The organism is Psychrobacter sp. 5A.1 (assembly GCF_030407455.1).
In the GTDB taxonomy this organism is placed as follows: Bacteria; Pseudomonadota; Gammaproteobacteria; order Pseudomonadales; family Moraxellaceae; genus Psychrobacter.
Genome location: NZ_JASDDJ010000004.1, coordinates 26,137 through 51,130, shown reverse-complemented (window position 1 = coordinate 51,130; position 24,994 = coordinate 26,137). Strand labels below are relative to the sequence as shown.

The 24,994-nt window shown below is 43.8% G+C and carries 23 protein-coding genes and 1 pseudogene; 12 read left to right on the top strand and 12 right to left on the bottom strand.

Annotated features, from left to right (window positions below; translation table 11 throughout):
* Positions 1-43 precede the first annotated feature (43 nt).
* Both QL982_RS01620 and rpsU read right to left on the bottom strand, forming a co-directional pair.
* Positions 44-493 (bottom strand): GatB/YqeY domain-containing protein, encoded by a 450-nt coding sequence (locus QL982_RS01620; RefSeq protein WP_290165139.1) that lies wholly within the window; start codon positions 491-493, stop codon positions 44-46.
* Between the two features lie 203 nt (positions 494-696).
* Positions 697-912 (bottom strand): 30S ribosomal protein S21, encoded by a 216-nt coding sequence (gene rpsU / locus QL982_RS01615; protein ID WP_010195908.1) that lies wholly within the window; start codon positions 910-912, stop codon positions 697-699.
* Between the two features lie 371 nt (positions 913-1,283).
* Here rpsU and QL982_RS01610 point away from each other — a divergent pair, with 371 nt between their 5' ends.
* From QL982_RS01610 to QL982_RS14525, 6 genes and pseudogenes are all read left to right on the top strand, one after another.
* A complete protein-coding gene (locus QL982_RS01610) occupies positions 1,284-1,577 on the top strand; it encodes a hypothetical protein (RefSeq protein ID WP_290165137.1) in 294 nt (97 codons plus the stop codon).
* Between the two features lie 131 nt (positions 1,578-1,708).
* Positions 1,709-2,236 carry a c-type cytochrome gene (locus QL982_RS01605; protein ID WP_290165135.1) on the top strand — a complete coding sequence of 176 codons (528 nt, stop codon included), beginning with the start codon at positions 1,709-1,711 and terminating at the stop codon, positions 2,234-2,236.
* Positions 2,237-2,472: 236 nt separating this feature from the next.
* Complete coding sequence (gene tsaD / locus QL982_RS01600) at positions 2,473-3,531, top strand: tRNA (adenosine(37)-N6)-threonylcarbamoyltransferase complex transferase subunit TsaD (RefSeq protein WP_290165133.1); 1,059 nt, start codon at positions 2,473-2,475, stop codon at positions 3,529-3,531.
* A gap of 65 nt (positions 3,532-3,596) precedes the next feature.
* Positions 3,597-3,968: a CrcB family protein gene (locus tag QL982_RS01595; RefSeq protein ID WP_025651934.1), complete on the top strand. Its 372-nt coding sequence runs from the start codon at positions 3,597-3,599 to the stop codon at positions 3,966-3,968.
* A 202-nt stretch (positions 3,969-4,170) separates the two neighbouring features.
* Positions 4,171-5,667, top strand: coding sequence for an HNH endonuclease (locus QL982_RS01590; RefSeq protein WP_290190130.1), 1,497 nt, complete (start codon positions 4,171-4,173; stop codon positions 5,665-5,667).
* Positions 5,668-5,682: 15 nt separating this feature from the next.
* Positions 5,683-5,814: pseudogene (locus QL982_RS14525) on the top strand (hypothetical protein); the annotation flags it as partial.
* A 248-nt stretch (positions 5,815-6,062) separates the two neighbouring features.
* Here QL982_RS14525 and QL982_RS01585 read toward each other — a convergent pair.
* From QL982_RS01585 to potA, 4 genes are all read right to left on the bottom strand, one after another.
* Positions 6,063-6,953: a LysR family transcriptional regulator gene (locus QL982_RS01585; RefSeq protein ID WP_290163570.1), complete on the bottom strand. Its 891-nt coding sequence runs from the start codon at positions 6,951-6,953 to the stop codon at positions 6,063-6,065.
* A 157-nt stretch (positions 6,954-7,110) separates the two neighbouring features.
* Positions 7,111-7,899 (bottom strand): spermidine/putrescine ABC transporter permease PotC, encoded by a 789-nt coding sequence (potC, locus tag QL982_RS01580; protein ID WP_290163572.1) that lies wholly within the window; start codon positions 7,897-7,899, stop codon positions 7,111-7,113.
* Entirely contained in the window at positions 7,899-8,777 is an 879-nt protein-coding gene (gene potB, locus QL982_RS01575; RefSeq protein WP_290163575.1) for a spermidine/putrescine ABC transporter permease PotB, read from the bottom strand. Before potB ends, potC begins: the two co-directional genes overlap by 1 nt.
* Positions 8,777-10,018, bottom strand: a complete 1,242-nt coding sequence (gene potA, locus QL982_RS01570; protein ID WP_290163577.1) for a spermidine/putrescine ABC transporter ATP-binding protein PotA — start codon at positions 10,016-10,018, stop codon at positions 8,777-8,779. The genes potB and potA overlap by 1 nt, the downstream gene beginning before the upstream one ends.
* Before the next feature lie 374 nt (positions 10,019-10,392).
* On the opposite strand from potA, the gene QL982_RS01565 reads away from it, so the two are divergent.
* The 3 genes from QL982_RS01565 (at position 10,393) to QL982_RS01555 (ending at position 13,021) form a co-directional block, all read left to right on the top strand.
* The gene (locus tag QL982_RS01565; protein WP_290163580.1) at positions 10,393-11,031 is read left to right on the top strand and encodes a carbonic anhydrase; all 639 of its coding nucleotides are present in this window, start codon (positions 10,393-10,395) and stop codon (positions 11,029-11,031) included.
* A gap of 170 nt (positions 11,032-11,201) precedes the next feature.
* On the top strand, positions 11,202-11,771 hold the full coding sequence (gloA, locus tag QL982_RS01560; RefSeq protein WP_290163583.1) for a lactoylglutathione lyase: 570 nt from the start codon (positions 11,202-11,204) through the stop codon (positions 11,769-11,771).
* Between the two features lie 275 nt (positions 11,772-12,046).
* Positions 12,047-13,021, top strand: coding sequence for a mechanosensitive ion channel domain-containing protein (locus tag QL982_RS01555; RefSeq protein WP_290163586.1), 975 nt, complete (start codon positions 12,047-12,049; stop codon positions 13,019-13,021).
* 391 nt (positions 13,022-13,412) lie between these two features.
* Here QL982_RS01555 and QL982_RS01550 read toward each other — a convergent pair whose 3' ends face one another.
* The 3 genes from QL982_RS01550 to ribA all read right to left on the bottom strand — a co-directional run bounded on the left by QL982_RS01550 (position 13,413) and on the right by ribA (position 15,918).
* Entirely contained in the window at positions 13,413-13,889 is a 477-nt protein-coding gene (locus QL982_RS01550) for a cytochrome c (protein WP_290163589.1), read from the bottom strand.
* A gap of 279 nt (positions 13,890-14,168) precedes the next feature.
* Complete coding sequence (hemF, locus tag QL982_RS01545) at positions 14,169-15,116, bottom strand: oxygen-dependent coproporphyrinogen oxidase (RefSeq protein ID WP_290163625.1); 948 nt, start codon at positions 15,114-15,116, stop codon at positions 14,169-14,171.
* 73 nt (positions 15,117-15,189) lie between these two features.
* Entirely contained in the window at positions 15,190-15,918 is a 729-nt protein-coding gene (ribA, locus tag QL982_RS01540; RefSeq protein ID WP_290163590.1) for a GTP cyclohydrolase II, read from the bottom strand.
* 566 nt (positions 15,919-16,484) lie between these two features.
* Between ribA and dxs the strand changes: the two genes are divergently transcribed.
* Positions 16,485-18,548: a 1-deoxy-D-xylulose-5-phosphate synthase gene (gene dxs, locus QL982_RS01535; RefSeq protein ID WP_290163592.1), complete on the top strand. Its 2,064-nt coding sequence runs from the start codon at positions 16,485-16,487 to the stop codon at positions 18,546-18,548.
* Between the two features lie 346 nt (positions 18,549-18,894).
* Entirely contained in the window at positions 18,895-19,722 is an 828-nt protein-coding gene (locus QL982_RS01530; RefSeq protein ID WP_290163594.1) for an inositol monophosphatase family protein, read from the top strand.
* Positions 19,723-19,823: 101 nt separating this feature from the next.
* On the opposite strand, the gene QL982_RS01525 is transcribed toward QL982_RS01530, so the two are convergent.
* Both QL982_RS01525 and QL982_RS01520 read right to left on the bottom strand, forming a co-directional pair.
* Positions 19,824-21,263 carry a wax ester/triacylglycerol synthase family O-acyltransferase gene (locus QL982_RS01525; RefSeq protein ID WP_290163596.1) on the bottom strand — a complete coding sequence of 480 codons (1,440 nt, stop codon included), beginning with the start codon at positions 21,261-21,263 and terminating at the stop codon, positions 19,824-19,826.
* Positions 21,264-21,690: 427 nt separating this feature from the next.
* Positions 21,691-22,515, bottom strand: a complete 825-nt coding sequence (locus tag QL982_RS01520; protein ID WP_290163599.1) for a thiazole synthase — start codon at positions 22,513-22,515, stop codon at positions 21,691-21,693.
* A 339-nt stretch (positions 22,516-22,854) separates the two neighbouring features.
* On the opposite strand from QL982_RS01520, the gene gspE reads away from it, so the two are divergent.
* The gene (gspE, locus tag QL982_RS01515; RefSeq protein WP_290163601.1) at positions 22,855-24,408 is read left to right on the top strand and encodes a type II secretion system ATPase GspE; all 1,554 of its coding nucleotides are present in this window, start codon (positions 22,855-22,857) and stop codon (positions 24,406-24,408) included.
* A 96-nt stretch (positions 24,409-24,504) separates the two neighbouring features.
* On the opposite strand, the gene QL982_RS01510 is transcribed toward gspE, so the two are convergent.
* Entirely contained in the window at positions 24,505-24,978 is a 474-nt protein-coding gene (locus QL982_RS01510; RefSeq protein ID WP_290163603.1) for a Rid family hydrolase, read from the bottom strand.
* Positions 24,979-24,994: the final 16 nt, after the last annotated feature.

The window sequence follows — 24,994 nt, the reverse complement described above, 5'->3', positions numbered from 1 at the left end:
AGCGGTTGTTTGGGCAAAAAGACCTGCCAACCAATAGTAGGTGCTAGCCTTGTAGCGCGTCTTTAACCATTTTAGAAATCAAGGCAGGATCCGCACGACCAGCCGTTTTGTTCTTTAGGACACCCATCACGCTGCCCATATCACGCATAGAGGTGGCGCCTTGTTCTGCGATTTCAGCGTTGACTAAAGCAGCAATTTCGTCATCATTCATTTGCTGTGGCATAAACTCATTAATAATATTAATCTCAAACTGTTCTTTGGTCGCCAAGTCATCACGATTGTTTTCTGTAAAAATAGTGAGTGATTCTTGGCGCTGTTTCAACTGCTTTTGTAGTACGTCTAATACTTGTGCATCATCTAGCTCTATCCGGCGGTCAATCTCAATTTGCTTGATGACTGCTTGTACGTTACGCAATACTTTAACGCGCTCAAGCTCACGAGCTTTCATGGATACTTTGATGCTGTCTAATAAAGTCTGTTTAAGTTGGCTCATTGTTATTATCCTTATTTATCTGTTAAATGCTATTCGTTAGATGTTGTTTGTTAGATTTCTAGAGCAAAACCTGCTGATTGGGGCTGTAATAAAACATTGTGTCAGCAGTAATAACAAAAATTGTAGCATAAAAAACGCCACTGATATCGATGGATAACAGTGGCGTTAGTGTAGTACTTGTACTTAACTAATCAGAGTATTGATTAGTACATACGAGTAGTACGAATAGTTTCGCGTTGTAATTTCTTTTTATAACGCTTTACGGCAGCAGCTTTTTTACGCTTGCGTACTTGCGTTGGTTTTTCATAAAACTCGCGCTTACGTACGTCTGATAATACACCAGCTTTTTCACAAGCACGTTTAAAACGACGGATAGCGATATCAACTGGTTCGTTTTCTTTAACCTTAACTGCAGGCATGAAGACTCCTCGATTAGGATGAGATATAAGGGCATTAGTTTGGCTGTGTATTAGTATTTAGCCGTAATATCTCAAGATTACCGGCATCAGCTCAAACTAGGACAATTCTTGTACAGTAGCACAAGGGCAGGTATTTTAATAAAAAATACCAACAAAGTCAATGATTTTAATGATTTATTGCCTAGATGTCATTGAATTAAGTAACTATTCGAATGTAGCGATTCTGCGCTATATTCAATACATATAAAACGCTTTATCAATAAAAAGTCCTTACCGTCTATAACGGTTTAGGTGGAGTTTATGCTATGATAATTTACATATTATAGTAAGCCTATGAACCGTTTTGTGTGTATTTTATTGAGGATGTTGGAATGAAAAAAACAGTATTGAATACAGCGTTGAGCACGGCACTTATCGTCGCTTTAGGTGTGAGCGTGAGCGCTTGTGGCGGTGGTGAAGAGCATGAAGTATTAGCAATCGATCGCGTTGACGAAGCTGCTGAGCTTGCTATAAAAAATGCGCCACCCGCTGAAGATATGAAGTTTCCAGAAACAGCACCGATGCCAGCGGCTGATGCAGCTGGTACAGAGGCTGCGGTAGAAGTAACAGCTACTGATAGCGCGGATATGGCGACTGAAGACGCAGCGGCAACCACTGCCGAATAAGCTAGTGCTGAGTGGACTATTAAACAGTCATCAGTAGCATACATAAGTATTTTAAGCTTATTATATTGCACTATTAAATGATTACAGACTGACTAAGTAAGGGTAAAACCATGATTGATATACGACCGTATATGAACAAGCTGAGATTGTCTGTGATCAGTATGAGTGCAATACTGGCATTGAGTGCTTGTAGTGGTGATAACACAACCACTGAAGCGCCTACGGCAGCCAACGAACCTGCTACCGCTGTGGAAGAAATAACTGTAGCAGAACCTGAGGTCACGACGCCTGAGCCTGTTATTGAGTCAGAACCAAAAACAGAAACAGAAACAGAGTCTACCGATAGGGTAGTCGAAGAGGAAGTAGTGCCTGAGGTTGCTGTTGATTCTGACATTGCTGCTGAACCTGAAGTGTTGGCGGCGGATGCAGGTGCTAAACTATATGAATCAAACTGTCAGGTCTGTCATGCTGCTGGTTTGCTCAATGCACCAAAATATGGTGATACGGCAGCTTGGGCAGCTCGCCTGACCAAAGATAAAGAGACGCTGTATATGCACTCTGTGAAAGGCTTTAATAAAATGCCAGCGCAAGCGGTAAACGGCGTCACCGAAGCACAGGTCAAAGCGGCTGTTGATTATATGCTAGCGTCGGTAAGCTAATACGGTATATTGGAATATGTTAGCTATTGAAATTTGCTAAACTGGCCGTCATTGTGACTGACAATGACGGTTTTTTTATGCACGTTTTTTGTCATGCCAGTCTCAGAATATACAGCTGTATCAAGCGAATTTGAGATAGTGTTTGGTTGGTTGTATTCGTTATCCAATTTCTCAAAATGATGTAAGATAAAAGTGCGACAAAAATAGCACGAAAACGAAAGTATTAAGGCAAAAGTATGAAAGTATTGGGCTTAGAGACCTCTTGTGATGAGACGGGGCTGGCGATTTTTGATAGTGAGCAAATAAATAGCGACAACCAAGGCTTGGTCGGGCAAGTACTGTACTCTCAGATTGAGCTGCACGCACTTTATGGCGGCGTCGTGCCTGAGCTTGCCAGTCGCGACCATATTCGAAAGCTCGTGCCTTTGCTCAACGAGCTGTTAGATCAGTGTGATATGAAAAAAAGCGAGATTGACGCGATTGCTTATACTAAAGGGCCGGGACTCATTGGTGCATTGATGACAGGCGCATTATTTGGGCGCAGCTTGGCGTATGGCTTAGAGATCCCAGCGATTGGCATTCATCATATGGAAGGACATCTGTTGGCACCGCTGATGGGTGCAAACCCTCCCGTATTTCCTTTTGTGTCATTGCTCGTTTCTGGTGGACATACCTTACTCATTGCTGCACGTGGGGTTGGGCAATATGAGATATTGGGTGAGTCGATAGACGATGCGGCTGGTGAGTGCTTTGATAAAGCCGCTAAGATGCTGGGCTTGCCATATCCTGGTGGTCCCAATATCGCTAAACTGGCTGAGACAGGCAATCAAAACGCGTATAGCTTGCCAAGACCGATGCTACATCGTGGTTTGGACTTCTCCTTTAGCGGTATGAAAACAGCCGTGCATAATCTTATCAAAGACACTCCACACTCAGGGGGTTCAGGAAATAGTGCCGAGAGTAATCCACAAGTACGCGCTGATATCGCCGCCAGTTTTCAACATGCGGTGGTCGATACGCTGGTAAAAAAATGTGTCAAAGCACTCAAGCAAGCAGATATGAGTCGCCTAGTGATTGCAGGCGGCGTCAGTGCCAACACTCATCTGCGTGAAACGTTAGAAGCGGAGCTGGCCAAAATAAATGCAACGGTGCACTATGCACCGCCTGCATTGTGTACTGATAATGGGGCAATGATTGCTTATGCTGGCTATGAGCGCTTGCAAGCAGGGCAGTCAGATGATTTGGCTGTTAGCTGTGTGCCACGTTGGCCGATGACCGAATTGCCTGCGGTATAAAGGTATTGATGGGGCCTCATGTCCATGTTGATGCTCATGAAAATTATCTAAAGTAAGGATGAGCTATGCAGTGGATTGCGATTGGTTTGGGCGCCGCATTTGGCGCGTGTTTGCGAGGATGGCTTGCACGCTTTAATCCGCTCCATCATTGGATACCGCTAGGTACATTGGGTGCGAATGTCTTGGGTGGACTGCTGATAGGGCTCGCGCTAGTATGGTTCGGGCGGATGGGTACTGGCTTATCTGACAACGTGAGACTGTTTGTCATTACTGGATTTTTGGGCGGACTGACGACATTTAGCACTTTTAGCGCGGAGGTTTTTACCTTCGTCAATGATGGCCGTTTGCTGGCAGGATTGGCGCTTATCGGTTTACATGTGGGACTCACATTGCTAGCAACCGCGCTGGGGTTTTATTTCTTTAAGTTGGTTTTGTAGCCGTTGGTAGATATTAATCGTTTAGTGGTCTAGTTTGGTTAATCTGTTTACTGTTCATCAAACCACTACAATAATTATAAAGAATCGTATAAAATTTAAACTTTTACTGGGTAAGCTTAGATTAGGCAACAGCTTTTTATAAGGGTTGCTATTTGGCTAGGTTATCATATCGTGTTTTGTGTATGCATGTTAGGGGAATACTTTGGATGCTTTGTTAAACTTGTCTGCTTTTGAGTTGCTTACGTATTTCTGCCTATTTGGTCTTTTAGTAGCATTTTTATATCATTATATTTACCCTCTATTGTTAAATGCTTATTTTAAAAGTGATAGCTTTACTGCGATTAAGAATACTGTTCAGCAGCATGTTGCTGAGTGTAATGATCTAAACGATCATATTGAAGATTTGAAGTATAGTTATTCTGATGTAGCCTCTACAAACTATGGCGAAGCAGACTTAACCGATAGTAGTCGTTACAATATGAATAGACCTAAATGGGCTGGTGCAATGAAAGATAGCAGAACTTATCGCTGTTCCTCGTCTGTTGCAAAGAGTGCTGATGATCAACCTTTTAAGTACTTCTGTAAGTATTTTAATGTTAGTCCAAATAAAGACTCTTTAGATAAGTTTGAACAAGCTTTGAATAACTTTGCTGCTGCAGAGCAAGGTAAGTATCTCTTAGCTAATGAAAGGGACGCTATCTTATTTGAAATACGTAACTCTATTCCCTCCTTTTTGCAGCGTCATCATCAAGATAGAATTAATGAAGAGCTAGGTTTAAAGCGAGTCAGCTTAGCTAAATTATATTTTCCTGTTTATACTTTTCAATATGTCTCTGCTGGTGGCAATAGTAGGTTTAGTACTTCTATAGAATTTAATATCACTAAACTTGAAGAATTTATAGTATATCTAGCTGACTTAGTAAGTTTTAGAGATAGTGTTGCTGGGCAGAGGGCATTGATGACTACCAAGCTAAGAGAAGAAATAAAAACTAGAGATGGTTATACTTGTCAAGCTTGTGGTCTTTCAACAAAAGATGAACCTAATTTATTGTTAGAAATTGATCATATTATTCCTCTTTCTAAAGGGGGGGTTACATCTAAGGATAATTTACAGACATTATGCTGGAAGTGTAATCGTTCAAAAGGCTCGAAGATTTTAAATCATAGTGCACCTGAACGTACATCACTTAAACAGGCGCTGCCAGTACCTGAAACACCACCCCCACTACCTACTATGAATGACCAAAGATCTTCTGAGTCTAAAGTTTTAAACAGCCCGTCTAAGCTTGACATGACTAGGCCAAAAGCTAAACCACAACCTTCGAGTGGTGCATCTAAGCTTGATATGACTAGGCCAAAAGCTAAACCACAACCTTCGAGCGGTACATCTAAGTTTGATATGACTAAGGCAGAAACCAACGCTTCTAGGTCGGCTAAGGAAGACCTTAGATATTCAAGCTATTCACGTAAGGGTTTGATAGAGCAGCTTTATGAGATTCAAGAGTATACGAAAGATGAGGCCAAAACGGCAGTAGATAGTTTGGATATAGATTGGGTAGAACAAGCGGTAAAATCAGCTAAGGATGACCTTAGATATTCAAGCTATTCACGTAAGGGTTTGATAGAGCAGCTTTATGAGATTCAAGAGTATACAAAAGATGAGGCCAAAACGGCAGTAGATAGTTTGGATATAGATTAGGTAGAACAAGCGGTAAGATCAGCTAAAGACCATCTTGAATATTATGCTTACTCATATAAGGGTCTAATAAACCAACTTTGTGAAGTTCAAGAATACACAAAGGATGAAGCTACTTATGCAGCAGAGAAAACTGGTGTTTGTTTATAAGCAAACATCTTTACACAATACTCCGCATAAAAGCTCTTATAGTAAACAAGAATAATGATTTAAAAGCTCACTGCATGTACACAACGAAGTACACTGGGACTATTTCAGTGAGCAAAACCGCTTGTATTCGTAGCTTACAGCCGAATATTCAAGTCCTCACAAGGGAACCATTATTTACCATAACATTCGTTACGATATGAAAAAGTGGCTAATATTTTATAACTATAAGAAAGTAATTAGTAATGAAACTACAACGGCTTCACTATCCCTTCTAGTAAATTCGCAAACCCTTGCATGTACGCTGTGTCTTGGCTTGATATGCGCGTTGCTGCATAAAGCTGACAATGCACACCTGCACCTAACTTCCGCGAAACGACCCAGCCTTTTTTCTCATATTCAGCCACGACCCAATCAGGTAATGCTGCCACACCGCGCTCACTAGCGACCAGCTGGATTAGCATCGCTGTCAGCTCTGTCGTACGAACGCTTTTAAAGCTCATCTGTGCGGGTGTCATAAAATTGGCAATAATATCGAGACGTTTGGCCTCTACTGGATAAGCAATCAGAGTCTCGTTGGTCAAATCATTTGGTTCAATAAAATTTTGGGTTGCCAAATCATGCGTTGGTGAGAGCACCAAACGGCTCTCATATTCAAACAATGGCTGATAGCTGATACCGTCAAGCGGCAAATCACTGGTAGTAATAAGCAGATCAATATCACCTTCCATCAATAAATGATGCGGCTCAGGTTCAAACCCTGTGGCAAAATCTAGCTCGACATCCGACCATTCACGGCGATAGTGGTTCAGTATCGGCATGAGCCAATCAAAGCAACTATGGCACTCAGACGCTAGGCGTAACCTGCCTGCTTGACCATGCGCTAAGCGTTTAAGGTTGGATTTGGTACGGGTAACTTGCGGCAAGATACTGTCGGCCAATGCCAATACTGCTTTGCCTGCTGGCGTAAAGCTAAGCGGGCGAGTCCGACGATTGACCAAGCTGATATCGTAATAATTCTCAAGCTCCTTTAACTGATGCGAAACGGCAGAAGCAGTAACGTGTAGCTCATCTGCCGCTGCTGCAAGTGAACCATGCGCTCGTAGCGCGGTTAATGTATTAAGATGACGGAGCTCAAGCATAATATAACCAAACCGCTAAGGTGAGAAAAATTCATTATAGTACATATGTTGCTGATTTTCATTCATAGCGTATGATTAAAGCATGTTTGATATTCACAAATAGTCTCTGTCAGTGCCATGGTCGAATATCAAACACGCCCTAATGAGCCCTCCACAGCTAGCGCTTGCGTAACAGTAGCTGTGAGATGATGACCAATATCAAAGAAGCCACCAGCAATAATGTGCCAATAGCGTTAACCTCTGGTTTGAGGCCTACTCGCACCATAGAATAAATACGCAGCGGTAAAATCTCATAGCTGGGCCCCGTGACAAAGGTTGAAACCACCACATCGTCTAGCGATAAGGTAAAGGCGAGCAACCAACCTGCCATGACAGCGGGCAATATAACTGGAATTAGTACCGTGCGCACCATGGTGGATTCGTTGGCACCCAAATCACGTGCCGCTTCCATCAAGCGCTCATCTAAACTACTCAATCGCGCAAAGACCGTAATAACGACGAAGGGTAAGCAAAAAGTAATGTGCGCCAACAGCAGTGAGACAAAGCCCAATTGCAAACCAATCAATAAAAACAGTGTTAGCAATGAAATAGCCAATACAATTTCAGGCGACATCATCAGGACAAATAGCAATCCATTTAATAAGCCTTTACCACGAAAATTATAACGGTGTAACGCCAGCGCTGTAAGCGTGCCTATCAACGTTGAGACGGTGGCTGCCACCAACCCTAAGACAATCGAGTGCCAAAAGGCATCTAGCATCGCTTGGTTATTAAATAGCGACTCATACCACTTTAGGCTAAAGCCGCCCCAGTTATAGCCAATTTTTGACTTATTAAAGGACATCACCACCAAAACAAGGATAGGCAAATACAACAGGGTATAAATGAGGCTGAGATAGCCTTTGGCGGCGATACTGCCAATCTTAAGCGTACGAGAATGAGACATTAGGCCACCTCACTAAAATCGGTTTTGCCAATGCGGCGGCTACTGGCGCGGTAGGCGAGCAATAATACCGCCATTGCCAATGTCAATAACACGCTAGCTGCCGCGCCAAAGGGCCAGTCACGTGCATCCAAAAACTGGTTTTTGATGATGTTACCGACCAGTAAGTTGCGTGAACCACCCAAGATATCTGCCACATAAAACATGCCCATCGCAGGCAATAGCACGAGCAGTACACCAGAGATAATCCCTGGTGTCGTTAAAGGTAATACCACATGCCAAAAGGTTTGTGTTTTGGATGCACCCAAATCCTGCGAAGCCAATAGCATATCATTGCGTAAGTCAGTAAATACTGCATATAGTGGCAGTACCATAAACGGAAACAATAGATAGGTGAGACCTGCAATCACCGCACCTTGCGTGTATAACATATCGATTGGCGTATCAATCACGCCGATGGCAAGCAATGATTTATTGATCAAGCCATTGTTAGCAAAGAGCAGTTTTAATGCATAAGTCCGCACCAGAGAATTGGTCCAAAAGGGCAGTATCAGTAACATCATGAGCAGCGGCTGCCAACGCACTTTTGCCTTGGAAACCAGCCATGCAAAAGGATAGCCAAGCAGCAAGCAGATAACCGTTGTGATACCAGCCATCCACAGCGAATGGACAAACACCTCAAAATATAACGGATCAATCATACGTACATAGCTGTCGATGCTGACAGGTAAGCTAATAAAGGCGCTGCTATCGCGGGTCAAAAAGCTGACCGCGATGACCAAGATATTTGGTAATAACGCAAATATCAGTAGCCAACCCCAGATGAGCCAAAGCGTGGCGGTGCGAAATGGACTTTTGCTGCCTAAGTGGTTGCGTGCCATCAGCTACCATCCTTTTGTATGGTCACATCTGATACGGTTGCAGGATCTTCTGGCAAGACCCATTCCCAACCATCTACCCATGAGACTTTAACCGCTTCATTTAATTTGTAGTCAAAGCTTGGGTCGTCCTCGTCAAAAAACTCAGATGCCTTGATGATATGACCATTGGCCAATTCAATAATTGAATCCAACGTGCTGCCTTTATAATTACTCTCGATGACGCGGCCCAATAGCCCAGTATGCTCACTATCTTTTGGGTCATAAATTCGTAAGTCTTCAGGGCGCAGCAATAAATTAACAATATCGCCTACCTGCACGTCATTGGCAAAATTGGGGCGGCGTAAATTGCGTAATGTGGTCGGCCCATCTTGTACTTGGGCTTCACAAACTTCAACTTCGATGCGGCCATTGGTCACTTTGCCATTACGATCTGGCTGGTCTGGATAGACACCTTTGACTTCGGCTCTAAATAAATTGGTCTCACCGATAAATCTGGCCGTGAATAAATTGGCAGGGGTTTCATAAATCTCGATAGGCGTACCGATCTGCTGGAACGTGCCGTCTTTCATCACGGCAATACGGTCTGACATCGACAGCGCTTCTTCTTGGTCATGAGTGACAAAGACAAAGGTAATGCCAAGCTCACGTTGCAGGCGCTTGAGCTCAGACTGCATTTGCAAACGTAGTTTGTGATCGAGCGCGGATAATGGCTCATCGAGTAATAGGAGCTTAGGTCGGTTAATCACAGCACGCGCAATCGCAACTCGCTGCTGCTGACCACCAGACAAATCTTGCGGTTTGCGGTTGGCCAAGTGCTCTAGCTGTACCATGGCGAGCATCTCACGTACACGTGTTTGAATCTCATCTTTGGGGACTTTTTTTAGCTTTAGCCCATAAGCCACGTTTTGGGCAACCGTCATGTGAGGGAACAATGCATACTGCTGAAATACTGTGTTGACTGGGCGTTTATCAGCGGGCAAGCCTGCCATCTGCATGCCATCTAAATATATTGCTCCAGCGTTTGGTTGCTCAAAACCTGCAATCAAGCGCAGCAATGTTGTCTTACCACAGCCGGACGGGCCAAGCAGCGTCAAAAATTCACCATGTTTGATATCGAGGTTGATGTTTTTGAGCACTTCGGTTTGATCATAGGTTTTTTTTAGACCAGTCAGTTGCAGCAGTACCTGACCATCATGAGGTGACGCAGAGGTGTTATGCGTGTTTGGAGATGGGTCTGTCATAATATTTGTTCCTAAGCGTCCAATATATCGATACAGTACTCAAGGTAGCTCGCTGTATTCAAAGGGATTGGCATGAGCGTAAGCGCGGTCTGAATGTTGCGTATTATAACAAACCCTTGATATAAATTAGTGCAAGTTCGTTATAAATTACGCGAGTTGTACGGCGTCGGTCGTGACATATGCCTTTATGTTTTTAGGTATAACTACATTCACTTAGCGATATTTAGACAAATTTTTTTACCGTTTTTTGGTTTTTATTCCTATACAATCATACTATGGCTGACAAACATAAATAGCTCTAAACACGCCATGTTTGATGACACGTATGTAAAGCCGTTTATAACTCTAATATTATTGATGATAAAGGATCTCTCATGCCTACTGATATACGCCCAAAAACAGGTCAAGAAGCTCTCGAACTTTTAAAACAAGGTAACGAGCGCTACGTTGATAGCCTCACTAATATAGATCAATGTATGCAGCGCCGCCCAGAGTTGGTCCGTGATCAAGACCCTCTCGCCATTATTTTGGGCTGTTCGGATGCTCGTGTGCCTGTGGAGATTGTATTTGATCAAGGTTTGGGAGATTTATTTGTCATTCGAGTCGCAGGCAACGTGGTTGCGCCGTCACAGATTGGTTCGATTGAGTTCGCCGCCGAAAAATTTGGTACTAAACTGGTAGTGGTGCTTGGTCACTCACATTGCGGTGCGGTCACTGCTTGCGTTGAGACATTGATTAATCCTGAGCAAAACTACTCACCGAACTTGCAATCTATTGTTGATCGCATTCGTCCAAGCGTTTACAACTTGCACGAACTGGCAACCGCCAATGGTCAAGACGTCGATGCAGATGAATTGGTCGATCGCTCTATCCGTGCCAACGTACGTATGTCAGTCAGCCAGCTCAAACATGGCTCGCGGGCATTAGAGGACTTGACCAATAGTGGTCAGTTGCTTGTAGTCGGTGCTGAATATGACCTAGAGACAGGAAAGGTGCGTTTTTTAGACAGTTAGTCAGCTAGCTAGCTAAACAACGTTTAGAAATGAACATACCTCGTTCACATTCTTACAAAACCTTATCAATTATTTTGCCATTTTTTATTATGATGAGAGAGCCACACGAATCACGACCATCGTGATTCGCGTATTCATGCATTTATTTTTTGAACTATATTAGGATAATTATGTCTACTTCATCTAACGCTAACAATAGCGATTCCATCATAGCCCAGCCTGCTAGTAGCGTCAGCACTGATGGTGTTCAGGCCATCTCATCACAGACGACAGGGTTCACCTTTAATCACACCATGCTACGGGTCAAAGATCCTGCCAAATCGTTGGCATTTTATACGGGTGTCTTGGGTATGACGTTGCTTGCCGTCAAAAAATTCCCTGACATGGGATTCGACTTATATTTCTTGGCCAAGTTGACCGAGAGCGAGCGCGAAAACTTGCCAACTGGCGATGATTTGGAAATCTTTGCCTTTCGACAACGCGGTATCTTAGAGTTGACGCATAACTATGGTACCGAAACGAAAGCTGACTTTAGCTATCATGATGGTAACCAAGATCCACAAGGTTTTGGTCACATTTGTTTTAGCGTACCAAATTTAGACGAAGCCGTTGCTTGGTTTGACAAAAACGATGTCGAATTCAAAAAACGTCCAGAAGATGGCAGCATGAAAAACATTGCCTTTATCAAAGATGTAGATGGCTACTGGATTGAAATCGTGCAAGCCGATTTGATGGGCTAAGTTTCAAGCGTTTGAAAGCTTTAAATGTGTGATAAGTATTCGTTGCTAGGGTGTGTCCTCATTTCACAAGTGGTGATAAAAATGAGATAAATTGCCGTCAAACGAGAAAAATAGCGTCGATAATATCGAGATATTGACCAGCTATTTGACGATGTTTGGCAAAATTTAGCCATTTTTAGCCCAGTTAGATAACTATTGTTTGAATTGAGGACATGCCCTAATACTTATCAATAAAAACAATGATCGATATGACCAACCAAAGGAGTGACACCTAGATGCCAACCTCTGAGGCAGACACTGCACTGAGTGCTGAGACCGCTACAGAAACGACAACGACGGATGTATTAACGTATCAAAGCATTATTGATTCAGCAAATGATATTTTGACTGGCTTTGTTGAACGTATTCCATATTTTGTGGCGTCTATTATTGTTGTCCTAATTTTTTGGTTTTTATCGATCGTTTTCAAAAAAGTCGTCCATAAACTATTGGGCAGTCGCAGTCGGCATCAGAACTTGGTCAAAGTGTTTCAGCGGGTAGGCGGGGCGCTCATTTTCTTTATTGGCTTTATGATAGCGATGGTCATCGCGGTGCCAGGATTTACACCCGCTAAATTAATAGGCGCACTTGGTATTGGTTCAGTCGCTATCGGTTTTGCTTTTAAAGATATCTTTCAAAATCTACTCTCTGGTATTTTGCTACTGATTTCAGAGCCATTTCGTATCGGTGATCAGATAGTGTCTGGTGAATATGAAGGAACAGTCGAAGACATTAAAATCCGTGCTACTACCATCAAAACGTATGACGGTCGGCAAGTAGTGATTCCAAATTCAGATTTATACACGTCAGCATTGACGGTCAATACCGCCTATAAGCAGCGCCGTCTGCAAGTGGCGGTCGGTATCGGCTATGAAGATGATATCGAAGCCGCCAAAGCTGAAATCATAAAGGCCTTAGATAAGATAGATAGCGTGTCAAAGAAGGCTACGCCAAGTGTGATTGCCACTGGTTTTGGTGGTTCGTCCATTGATTTAATGGTACGTTGGTTTATCGAAGATGGTACGCAAGCCAACAAGGTTGCCTCGATTCATCAAGTGATTGTGGGCATCAAAAACTCATTGGATGCGGCAGGTGTGAACATTCCGTTCCCAATACGCACGATCGACTTGAGTGATCCTTCAGTGACTTCTATCGTCAAAAAAATTAATGAACAGCAAGTTATTGATGCGAATAAGACAGTGGCAGAGTAGTGGGCTCCATGAGCCACTTTTAACAAGTTAGTTTTAGAAAGCTGATTTCAAAAAATTGCTTTTAGAAATCGTTTTTAGAAAATAGCCTTCAACCACATTTTTAGAAATGAAAAACCGCCATGTCATTTGATGTGGCGGTTTTTGTCTACTTGCTATAAGTATAGAAGCTTAAGGTGTGTTCTCATTTTGAAAATTTCATATTCAGATTGAGGGTACGCCTTAGGGCGTGTCCTCAATTCAAACGAGTGTCCTCTAAATGGGCTAGAAACAGCTAAATTTTGCCAAATATCGTCAAATAGTTGGTCAATATCTCGATATTATCTGCACTATTTTCCTCGTTTGACAGCAATTTATCTCATTTTTATCACCATTTTTAAAATGAGGACACGCCCTAGTCAGTTTTGGCTTTAAAATCGGTATGGCATGATTTACAGCTTGCACCAACTTGACCAAAGGCAGGTTTTACATCATCCATACTCGTGGCGGTCTGCGCTGCAGCGTTCAATTCAGCGGTCACCTTTTGGAAATTATCGGCTTCGGCACGGAAACCATCCGCATTAGACCAAACCGCTTCAGTGGCATTACCCACTGCTGCTTTGTCTGCGAAATGACCCCAAGGATTGGCGGCATCTTCTGCCAAGAATGCTGCTTGTTCTTTGAATACAGCCGCATCAAATGTGTCAGGTGCCTTTGCCATATCACCCATGACGCCCATCGCGTCACCCCAGTTTTTCATGTTGTTCTGACGGGCTTCCACGTCAGGGTTCGATTCAGTTGAAGTGCTACACGCCGTTAAACCTAGGGCGGCTGTCATCAATGCGATGCCAAAGATGGATTTCAATGATTTGTTGGTATAAACCTGTGCCATATGACTTACTCCTTTAAACTTGGCTAATAATAAGCGCGCTTACAGACGCTCACCTTATATTAAAATGTTGTTATGCAATACACTATCAAAAATTCTTTTGAGCACAGTCGCTGCCAAAGAACGTCTTCTATTGTAACGGTTATCTGCGCGATGGTAATTATATAGTTGTTATATCCTCGTAATATTTCAGGACGGGGCAATTAGTATAAAAAAGGCCAGCTATCGTAGCTGACCTTTTTAACTTTTCCAAAGATATGAATATTGCGTTATTTACAAAACTTATAGCGCTAACCAATCACGTGGTTTTAGATAATAATCCGTTAGCTCAAACTCAGGCATTCCTTCAGTAGGCTCAAAACGATAATGCCAGCTGGCAAGTGGCGGCATACTGACTAGGATAGATTCGATACGTCCGTTGCTTTGTAGCCCAAATAGAGTGCCGCGATCGTAGACCAGATTGTATTCGACATAGCGGCCACGGCGATAGAGCTGAAACTCGCGCTGTGCTTCGGTATAAGGGGTGTTTTTGCGTTGCTCAAAAATCGGCATAATACCGTCAAGGTAACCGTTGCCCACTGCCTTCATAAAGTCAAAGCAAGTCTCAAAATCCCAGCCGCGACTCTCGGTACTGACATCATCATAAAATAGACCGCCAATACCGCGCTGCTCATCACGATGGCGCAGATGGAAATACTCATCGCACCACTGTTTAAAATCAGCGTAGATATTGTCTCCAAAAGGCGCGCACAGGTCATGACAAACTTGATGCCAGTGTACGCAATCAGCGAGCACTGGATAGAATGGTGTCAAGTCAAAACCTCCACCAAACCACCAGATAGGCGCTTCGCCTTCCGCTTCTGCTACAAATAAACGCACATTGGCATGGCTCGTAGGGACGTTAGGGTTTTTGGGATGCACGACCAGTGACACGCCCATGGCTTGAGCTTTGCGCCCAGCGATATTAGGGTGACGCGCAGTCGCAGAGGCCGGTAGATTATGTACATGAATATGGCTAAACATGACACCTGCTTTCTCAATCACGTCGCCATCTGCCAATACACACGACCGACCGCCACCGCCTTCAGGACGTTCCCAATCATCAGGGACGAAGGTTGCCATGCCGCCACCATCACGCTCTTGCGCTTCTAGCGATTTACAAATGCGTGCCTGCAAATCAACCAAAAACGCACGCACTCGCATGATGTCGTTATTGGTTGGTATGGTCACTGACGCTACTGTTGACAAGTCTGTTTGGTTATCCGTATTTGCAATACTCATAAGATATCTATTTATTATTTATTTATTTATTCAGGTGTATGGCTGTGTTGATGTCTGTGTCGAGATGGAGATCTTTATCAATATTAATATCCTTATCAAACAAGTGTCCCATACGGTCACGCTTGGTCGCGAGGTATTCAGCATTCATATCATTTACCCCTACTAATAATGGCACGCGTTCAACAACATCAATCCCATGCTCAGTCAGATAAGCGACCTTGTTTGGATTGTTGGTGATGAGTCTCACGGCATCGACACCGATATGGGCAAGCATCGGCCCACACATGTCATAAACACGTGCATCCGCAGGCAGTCCTAGCATGAGGTTTGCATCCAACGTATCATGGCCTTGATCTTGGAGGGCGTACGCACGAATCTTATTGGTCAGACCAATACCACGACCTTCTTGACGCAAATACAAAATTGCACCGCAACCTGACTCTTGAATGGCTTGCATGGCAGTATTGAGCTGCGGTCCGCAGTCACATTTTAGTGAGCTAAATGCATCGCCTGTTAGACATTCAGAATGAATACGAACCAATGGCACTTGCTTCGCTACTGTCTCGTCTTGTTGGCTTAATACCGTGTCATTTGAAGGTTGACTAGCCACCGCGCCTGTCTTTTGATCGACCACAGTCAGGCCAGCGGTCAGCATGACATGCTCCTGACCCTCGCTATTTTCAAAGATATGAATATCAAACTCGCCGTGACGAGTGGGTAATTTGGCACTAGTGATAAATTGATATGACATTACTGTCCTATAAAGCCTATAGTCGTGGCGGTGAATAGTTTGTTATCGCTGTTTAAAATACTGGTATCCTCATAGCTTGAATAAGACGACTATGAGGGTGCCAGTATAACCTGTTCATAAAGACAGCGTGTTCATTGTATTTATTATAAAAACACACAAAATTCACAGACGACGCACGATGATTAAAGCGACAATTAAAAAAAAATGCTATTATGCCATACTATTTTGACGGATACAGTGACAAGTCTTTACCCTTACATTACTATGTCGTCACTAACATTCGCTATTGATGCAAAATAATAGGGCATAATGTTATCCCCCAGTATTTAATAGTATTAAAGCATCAATGTTTTAATATTAAAACGTTAGTATTGACGCGCGGTCTATCACGACAGCGTATCTACTATCATAAGTAGCGCAGCTATATAGACACAAAAGTTGCATGAATAATTATATGGTCGATTACATCAATAATGATGTAGATATTATTGACGTCGTTTGGTTATAGTTATCGCTATATATTAAAGACACGTCTTGTCAGCAGATTGGTAGGTATCGTACGGTTTATGCAGCAATCACCTCATTCTCCAAAGTCTCAGTCCCTATCTACATCAGCATTAGACTCTGCTGCTCAGCTATCGAGCTTACAGCAGACCTATACTATGATTCCACGGGTGCGTCCTCACACACCATTGCTTGATGCAATTGATACGCCAACAGACCTTAGTACCTTCTCAACTGCCCAACTGATTACGTTGGCTGATGAGCTACGCCTTTTTTTGTTGTATTCAGCCGGTCAAAGTGGTGGGCATTTTGGTGCCAATTTGGGCGTGGTTGAGCTGACCATTGTACTGCATTATCTGTTAGACACACCGCAAGACCAAATCGTATGGGACGTGGGCCATCAAGCCTACGCTCATAAAGTACTGACAGGTCGCCGTGAACAGTTGGGTACTATCAGATCCAAAGATGGTCTGACCGCATTCCCTGAGCGTGCAGAATCTGTCTATGATACGTTTGGTGTTGGGCATTCATCGACTTCCATTTCAGCGGGTCTGGGCATGAGTTTGGCGCTGCGTTATCAAGGCCGCGCGCAGACGGTTGCTTGCATCATTGGTGATGGTGCGATGACAGGTGGTATGGCATTTGAGGCCATGAATGACGCAGTACAGCAAGATGCTGATTTGTTAGTCGTTCTAAACGATAATGATATGTCGATATCTTGCTCTATTGGTGGATTTTCACGACATTTGGCCATGCTTTGGGAATCAGGTTATCAAGTTGATATCTCTGAGTCAGGTGAGCCTGTACTCTGCCACCGTCCTGATATGCAAGCGTTCGATCGCCGCAAACGTCACAAAGAGATGCGTGATGTTCCGCAGCTAGAAGACAACTTATTCAAAGCGATTGGTTTTACCTATTTTGGTCCATTTGATGGGCATAATATTCCTGAGCTACTGCGCGTATTGTCATTGGCAAAGCAAGTATCAGGTCCCGTATTGGTGCATATTTATACCACTAAGGGTAAAGGGTTTGCACCCGCAGAATTGGATCCAGTGGGTTATCACGCAATTAGTAAGTTGCCTGTCGAAGATAACGAAGCAAAAACCAACGCAGCTAATACTTCAATAGCAAAGGCTTCAAAAGATAAGCCAGCGTTAAAGTACTCGCAAGTGTTTGGCCAGTTTTTGTGTGACAAAGCAGCCGCAGACGATAAGCTGTTAGCCGTCACACCTGCCATGGAAGAAGGCTCTGGAATGATCGACTTTGCTCGTCATTTTCCAGAACGTTTTTTTGATGTGGCGATTGCCGAGCAACACGCCGTCACGCTAGCGGCTGGGATGGCGACCCAAGGTATCAAACCGATTGTCGCGATTTACTCAACGTTTTTGCAGCGTGGCTATGATCAGCTGATTCATGATGTTGCGTTGCAGAATTTAGACGTGATGTTTGCCATTGATCGAGCGGGCCTAGTCGGTGAAGACGGTGCCACGCATGCTGGCGTGTTTGATTTTGGATTTTTACGTTGTATCCCTAATATGGTGATTGCAGCGCCAAAAGATGAAAACGAATGCTACCATTTGCTCAATACCTGCTATGAGTATTCAGGGTGCACGGCTGTACGTTATCCGCGCGGCGCTGGTACAGGCGCAACTATCGAGCAGCCAGCACAAAATTATAAAATTGGCGAAGCTGTTATTGAGTCGGTATTAGGTAAAGATAATGCGCCTTATAAATTGGCATTATTGGCCTTTGGTACGATGGTGGCGAACGCTCAGCAAGCAGCAGAAATTCTAACGAATGATGATGCAGTGCTAGAGTGTCAAGTACATGTGGTCAATATGCGCTGGGTAAAACCGCTAGATACAGCCATGCTTGAGACGTTACTGGCGCAAGGGGTGACTCATATTGCGACCTTGGAAGAGCACATGATTATGGGCGGTGCAGGTAGCGCAGTGAATGAATACTTACTTAATGAGTCGGCTGCCTTTAAACAAAACCGTCCAGCCATATGCAATATAGGCATCTCTGATCGCTTTATTGCACATGGCTCACAAGCAGAGCAGTTGGCTGACTGTGGTCTGGATGTCGAAGGCGTGATTAAACAGCTCAAAACCCTCTTATCGTAAGCATTGTTTGTAGCGTTACAATATTATTTTAAAAAATTAATGCCCTAATTAAAACAGATATAAGCTCTTTAAACAGAGCAAACGCCTGCTAGCCGTAGGTGCTGACTTTTTTACAACTTGCGCAGTTTAGGTGATCACCAAAATATTGGCTTGGTCAGCGTGACGGTTTTTTCGTTTTTATCGAACAATTTTAGTATAATGCGATTGTCGTTTATAAGTTTTCATTTATAAAAGACACGTTTTTTAAATCGCATAGATGTGGTGTGATGCGGCGGCTGTTTGGCATGTTGTGGGCACAAAGTTAGTCTCATTTTTTATATTCATTCATCAAGCAAATAGGTTATTTATGGAACCCATGGTCGTCATCGCAGCGCGTACTGCTGAAAAAGTTGGTAAAGAGATTTTATATGCGCATCAAAACCGCCACAAAATCGAGTTGGATATCGAGTCGAAAGGACTTGATGGTTTGGTTACGCGCATCGATCGCTTTAGCGAAGAGCTCACGATTGAGACGCTAAAAGCCAGCTATCCCAATCATTCATTTTTGGGTGAAGAGTTTGGTATGCAAGAAGGCCGCGGCGAAGATGCTGACTGGTGCTGGATTATCGATCCGCTAGATGGCACCAAAAACTTCGTTCATGGTGTGCCGCAGTTCTGCGTATCTATCGCTGTACAGCATAAAGGCGTTACCCAGCACGGTGTGATTTATGATCCAGTACGTGATGAGATGTTCTCTGCGAGCCGTGGTAAAGGCGCACGTTTAAACCAACGCCGTATCAATGTCAGCGAACGCAAAACGATTGACGGCGGTTTCTTTACGACGGGCCATCCTCTTGAGCGTAAGCGCAATGGTGAAGTCATCTCTTACGCTAAACAGCATTTTGAGAGCCTACAAAAAATATCTGAGGCAGGTGGTCAGGTACGTCGTCTAGGTTCAGCTGCGCTTGATTTGTGTTATGTTGCTGCTGGTCGTTTTGACGGTTATTTTGAGATGTCTATTAAGCCTTGGGACATCGCAGCGGGTGAGCTTATCGTGACTGAAGCACGCGGCGTCGTGGTCGATCATACTGGCGCGCACAACTCTATGACCTCAGGCTCTATTTTTGCTTGTAATGTTAAATTGCTAAAACCGTTGATGCAAACTGTTGTACCAATCTGGGGTGACGCGATTTAATCGTTACTGCTTTTGGTATTAGGGCACACCCTAGCATTTAGCGCGCTTATTGTTCAGATCTAGCATTCAGATTTAGTGTTGAACAGAAAAAGCTGGTTCCATTATGGAGCCAGCTTTTTTGTTTTATCATTACCCTTGTAGCCACCTTTGTCTTCAACGGTGATGCCTTTAAATGCCAATTCTTTACTGGTCGTTTCTAATAGTTGTAGCTCTTCTTCTATGAGCGTGATCATGTCTTGCACACGTGGTAATACTTTGCTACAGGCGGTAATACCGAACTCAATCTTATCCAAATAGCTGGCCAAAGTGATATTCAAAGCTTGACCATTAAAGACGATAGAAGCGGGGTACAAAGACTGCAAACGTGCACCATTCCAGTACAAAGGCTTTTCAGAGCCAGGAACGTTAGAGATAATCAGGTTAAATGCCTGTTTTCTAGGAAACAGTCCTGTCGCTAGATTAATCCCTTGCCATGCGTATGCAATAACACTGTAGTTGATGACTTGTGCCGGATTCAGGCGACGAAAGCGACGCTTGCCATTATTCATACTGCGATGGATCAACTCTATCCTGCGTAGTGGATTGTCTAAATGCGTGCCCAAATTAGCCAATACAAATGATAGTTGATTGCCTGCCACACTGTCATCTGTTCGTAGCGACATCGGCACAAAGGCAATCAAAGGTTTACTTGGTAAAGCATCCATCGAGATTAGATAACGACGAATAGCGCCAGCACACACTGCCAGTACCACATCATTTTTACTGATTTTGAGTCTTTCAGCGATATCATTAAAACGTTGTATATCATAGGATTGAGCCGCTATGCGCCGTGAAGCGGATATACGTTTGTTCAACACACTCATCGGTGCATCAAAAGTACCAACATACCCTTCATCACCATGGTTTTTTAGATTATCTAGCAATTCTGTAAATACAGGTTTGATGGTAGATATCTGTTCTTTTATGATGCGTCTGATAGACCTTTCGGCAGGTAGGTTGGCATTTATTTGGTTGCGATGGCGGGCCATCAGTGACCAAACGGGTAGGGTCACTGATTCGGTCGGCGATTGTGATAGTGATTTTTGTACCAAGCGCATAGCTGCGATACCATCCACCAAAGAATGATGGATCTTAAAATACCAAGCAAAACGTTCAGGTCCACCTTCAATTTCTGGCTGTATACCCTCAATAACGTGGCATTCCCATAGCGGCATGGCACGATCTAGCAACCGTCCATGCTCCCTTGAGACATACATCAATAGCTCACGAACACGCCCAGGACTGGGTAGCGCGACATGGTGCAAATGATGCTCAACATCAAAGTCTTTGTCTTTTTGCCAAAAAGCCAAGTGCTCAAGCACCTGATTAAAAGGAAAGCTTGGCGGCACATCAGATTCTTGCATTTGTTTTATTAATTGGTAGACAAAATTACTATCAGCATTTTCTGGTAATTCAAATAAAAACAATCCGCCAACATGCATGGGCTGTTTACGCGACTCAAGAAATAGGAACAACTGGTCGACTGCTGTGAGAAGTCGCATAATAAATCCTTTTATGACGATAAGTGACATACGAAAAATATAATTAGGCCGTGTCTTCATTTTAAAAATGGTGATAAATATGAGATCAATTGCCGTCAAACAAGAAAAATAGCGCAGGTAATATCGGGATATTAGCCAGCTATTTGACGATTTTTGGCAAGATTTAGCCCATTTATATGGCTATCGAGTGAGTTGAAGACACGCCCTAATAGCTGTTCACAGAAATAATTTTATTATTTTATCATTGGCCTATAATCGATCCATTTTAAAAAGAGTGTGGTTCTACTGGGATGAATGTTTCGAAGCCTCTGTCACGTTAGAGAACAGCCAGTCAGGACAATTGATATCAGTAGAACATGATGACCGTGAGTACTGTTTCGAGTTCAGATTGATGACACGCTGTAAGGCATGTCATCAATGCTTCAGCTTATTGAAAGAAATAGCCTGTTTGTGGCGAGCTGGCCGTGGCTATCTTGCGCATCGGCATACGACCTGCCAAAAATGCCGCACGACCTGCCCACATAGCATGTTTCATTGCATGCGCCATCATCACAGGATTTTGTGCATTGGCAATGGCTGAGTTCATCAGTACGCCATCACAACCAAGCTCCATCGCAAGTGCAGCATCAGAGGCAGTGCCGACGCCTGCATCAACCAATACTGGTACTTTGGCATTTTCGATAATGAGACTGAGGGTGTGACGATTGAGTAAACCAAGTCCTGAACCAATCAGGCTGCCGAGCGGCATAATAGCGACACAGCCCATGCTTTCTAATTCTTGTGCGACGATAGGGTCATCTGAGGTATAAACCATCACTTCAAAGCCATCATCGATCAAGACTTTGGCTGCTTTTAAAGTTTCCATGACGTTTGGATATAGAGTTTTTTCGTCGCCCAATACTTCCAGCTTAACCAAATTATGCCCACCCAATAGCTCGCGAGCAAGCTTGCAAGTGCGAATGGCTGTCTCGGCATCAAAGCAGCCAGCAGTGTTGGGCAATATCGTGTATTTGTCAGGAGAGATGACATCTAATAAGTTGGGTTCATCACTATTTTGTCCAATATTCACACGACGAATAGCGACGGTCACGATCTCGGCTGCTGAAGCGGCAATGGCTTCTCCAGTTTCCGTCATGTCTTTGTACTTTCCCGTACCGACCAGCAGACGAGAAGAAAAAGTACGACTACCTACAGTAAAGGTATCTTGTAAAAGTGGTGTCGGGCTAGTAGCAATGCTAACGTTCTCTGACATAACGGAAAATCCTAATATCGAGCGGGAGAAGGGGACAGACAAAATATAATGACACGGCCTAAGCCATATAAAAAGGGGTAATAGACAATAATAGCGTACTGTCAGCAAAATAAAAAATCACATGATAAGCTGATTGAATACAGCCATTATAAGTGCTGGGCGATAGGTACAAAGCGCCAGTCACATAAAATAATACCCGTCTAAAACAAAATGCTATTATAACAAACTCATGCAACCTTACTGGCAGTCTTTTTTGATTCGATCTGTTAAGGATAAGGCATTTATTATGTCTTGATATGCATATTTTATTATCTTTCCCTCACTTATCAGGTCGTCTTTATGATGCAGTTGCCATACAGCTTTGCGAAACGCCATCAGATTTTGGCCATACCTGCCATTGATCCTGAATTGCCTCCGACGTTGGTGCTAACAAAAGCGACACCATTGTCAGCGATTAATGAGGCGGTACGGTTTTTACAGCAGCAGGGCAGCCGCGGTGTACCCACTTACGAAAGTATCAGCTCGGATGAGTTCGAACGACGAATGAACGCCGCCTATGCGGGCAATACAGGAGAGTCACAGCATATCGCTGCTGGACTGGAAGACCACCCTGATCTGGATAGTTTGGCAGATAGCGTCCCTGAAACTGAAGATTTGATGGATCAACAAGACGATGCGCCTATTATTCGCCTGATCAACGCATTATTGTCCGAAGCCATTCGCTTAAGTGCCTCAGATATTCATATTGAAACCTTTGAAAAGCGCTTGGTTGTCCGTTTCCGAGTTGATGGTGAGCTAAAGGAAATCATCACGCCAAAACGCCAACTGGCGCCATTATTAGTCTCACGTATTAAGGTAATGGCTAAATTAGACATCGCCGAAAAGCGGGTGCCGCAAGATGGTCGTATCAGCTTAAGACTGGCAGGGCGAGAAGTTGATGTGCGCGTATCTACTTTACCATCGAGCTTTGGTGAGCGCGTGGTGATGCGTCTACTAGATAAGCAAGCTGGTCGCCTTAATATGACGTATTTGGGGCTGTCTGATAATGACTATACTGAGCTAAAGCGCTTAATCCATCGTCCGCATGGCATTATTTTGGTGACAGGGCCGACTGGCTCGGGTAAAACCACCACGCTATATTCTGCATTGACCGACTTGAATGACCAAACCCGCAACATTTTGACTGCTGAAGATCCGATTGAGTTTCAGCTTGATGGTATCGGGCAGACGCAGGTCAATAATAAGGTAGATATGACGTTTGCTAAAAGCTTGCGAGCGATGTTGCGCCAAGATCCTGACGTGGTGATGGTTGGTGAAATTCGTGATTTAGAGACGGCCGAGATTGCTGTACAGGCATCTTTGACAGGGCATTTGGTATTATCAACACTGCATACCAACACCGCCATTGGCGCGGTCACTCGCTTGCAGGATATGGGTGTTGAGCCTTTTCTGTTATCGTCGTCGCTCATTGGCGTGGTAGCGCAGCGCTTGGTGCGTACCTTGTGTTCACATTGTCATGCTTGGCAGGCTGCCGATACTGAGCAAGCAAAGCTGTTTACCGAAATTGGGATTGGGTCAGGGTTAAAAAATAATGCTGAACCTATAGTAAATGATTCGATTCGTCTGCCCAAGCCAGTGGGCTGTGATAAGTGTAATCAGTCGGGTTTTAAAGGCCGTACCGCCATCTATGAAGTCGTACCAGTCGATGACACGTTGCGCCGTATGATTCATAGCAATACCGCAGAGTATGAACTAGAAGAATATGCACGCCAACAGACACCATCGATACGCGCGGATGGTTTGCGTAAGGTGATAGAAGGACGGACGACATTAGAGGAGGTGCTACGAGTGACGAAGGAAAGCGCCTTAACTGACGACACGATACTGGTATAAAGACTTGAAAAAAATATCGGTATAACAGACAAAAAATAACTGGCGTGAGCTGCCAGTTATTTTCTGATTTTGAAGCTTTAGAGCTTTCAGCCGCTATTATTTGGCAGCCATACATTCAATCTCAACGCTGGCTCCAGCGGCCAGTTCTGATACGCCAAAAGCGGATCGTGCAGGGTAAGGCTTCGTCAGCTCTGCTTTGTAGACGGTATTAAAATCATCGAAATCATCCATATCAGTCAGCATGACCATACATTTGACGATATCAGCCTGTCGGTAGCCGTACTTTAATAGCGTGCTATGGATATTATCTAGCACTTGCTTGGTTTCCGCTTTGATGCCGCCTTTGACTAATTTGCCCTCTTTAAAGCCAATTTGCCCTGACATATACAATATATTGCCCACACGTACGGCTTCTGAAAAAGGATAAGTACCGCCATCACCCAAGAAAACAGGTCCAGATTTAGCAATACTGACAGCCGTCGTCGTATTGGCATTAGCGCTATTAGCAAAACCTAATGAGCACAAAGCAACGAGCGCAAAGGTAGACAGGCCGGTACTGAGTTTGGACATGCTGTTTCCTCATTGG

What these genes read in the sequence shown, in the direction of transcription:
- QL982_RS01620 (WP_290165139.1), bottom strand. Translation starts at nt 493, where the DNA reads ATGAGCCAACTTAAACAGACTTTATTAGACAGCATCAAAGTATCCATG.
- rpsU (WP_010195908.1), bottom strand. Translation starts at nt 912, where the DNA reads ATGCCTGCAGTTAAGGTTAAAGAAAACGAACCAGTTGATATCGCTATC.
- QL982_RS01610 (WP_290165137.1), top strand. Translation starts at nt 1,284, where the DNA reads ATGAAAAAAACAGTATTGAATACAGCGTTGAGCACGGCACTTATCGTC.
- QL982_RS01605 (WP_290165135.1), top strand. Translation starts at nt 1,709, where the DNA reads ATGAACAAGCTGAGATTGTCTGTGATCAGTATGAGTGCAATACTGGCA.
- tsaD (WP_290165133.1), top strand. Translation starts at nt 2,473, where the DNA reads ATGAAAGTATTGGGCTTAGAGACCTCTTGTGATGAGACGGGGCTGGCG.
- QL982_RS01595 (WP_025651934.1), top strand. Translation starts at nt 3,597, where the DNA reads ATGCAGTGGATTGCGATTGGTTTGGGCGCCGCATTTGGCGCGTGTTTG.
- QL982_RS01585 (WP_290163570.1), bottom strand. Translation starts at nt 6,953, where the DNA reads ATGCTTGAGCTCCGTCATCTTAATACATTAACCGCGCTACGAGCGCAT.
- potC (WP_290163572.1), bottom strand. Translation starts at nt 7,899, where the DNA reads ATGTCTCATTCTCGTACGCTTAAGATTGGCAGTATCGCCGCCAAAGGC.
- potB (WP_290163575.1), bottom strand. Translation starts at nt 8,777, where the DNA reads ATGGCACGCAACCACTTAGGCAGCAAAAGTCCATTTCGCACCGCCACG.
- potA (WP_290163577.1), bottom strand. Translation starts at nt 10,018, where the DNA reads ATGACAGACCCATCTCCAAACACGCATAACACCTCTGCGTCACCTCAT.
- QL982_RS01565 (WP_290163580.1), top strand. Translation starts at nt 10,393, where the DNA reads ATGCCTACTGATATACGCCCAAAAACAGGTCAAGAAGCTCTCGAACTT.
- gloA (WP_290163583.1), top strand. Translation starts at nt 11,202, where the DNA reads ATGTCTACTTCATCTAACGCTAACAATAGCGATTCCATCATAGCCCAG.
- QL982_RS01555 (WP_290163586.1), top strand. Translation starts at nt 12,047, where the DNA reads ATGCCAACCTCTGAGGCAGACACTGCACTGAGTGCTGAGACCGCTACA.
- QL982_RS01550 (WP_290163589.1), bottom strand. Translation starts at nt 13,889, where the DNA reads ATGGCACAGGTTTATACCAACAAATCATTGAAATCCATCTTTGGCATC.
- ribA (WP_290163590.1), bottom strand. Translation starts at nt 15,918, where the DNA reads ATGTCATATCAATTTATCACTAGTGCCAAATTACCCACTCGTCACGGC.
- dxs (WP_290163592.1), top strand. Translation starts at nt 16,485, where the DNA reads ATGCAGCAATCACCTCATTCTCCAAAGTCTCAGTCCCTATCTACATCA.
- QL982_RS01530 (WP_290163594.1), top strand. Translation starts at nt 18,895, where the DNA reads ATGGAACCCATGGTCGTCATCGCAGCGCGTACTGCTGAAAAAGTTGGT.
- QL982_RS01525 (WP_290163596.1), bottom strand. Translation starts at nt 21,263, where the DNA reads ATGCGACTTCTCACAGCAGTCGACCAGTTGTTCCTATTTCTTGAGTCG.
- QL982_RS01520 (WP_290163599.1), bottom strand. Translation starts at nt 22,515, where the DNA reads ATGTCAGAGAACGTTAGCATTGCTACTAGCCCGACACCACTTTTACAA.
- gspE (WP_290163601.1), top strand. Translation starts at nt 22,855, where the DNA reads ATGATGCAGTTGCCATACAGCTTTGCGAAACGCCATCAGATTTTGGCC.
- QL982_RS01510 (WP_290163603.1), bottom strand. Translation starts at nt 24,978, where the DNA reads ATGTCCAAACTCAGTACCGGCCTGTCTACCTTTGCGCTCGTTGCTTTG.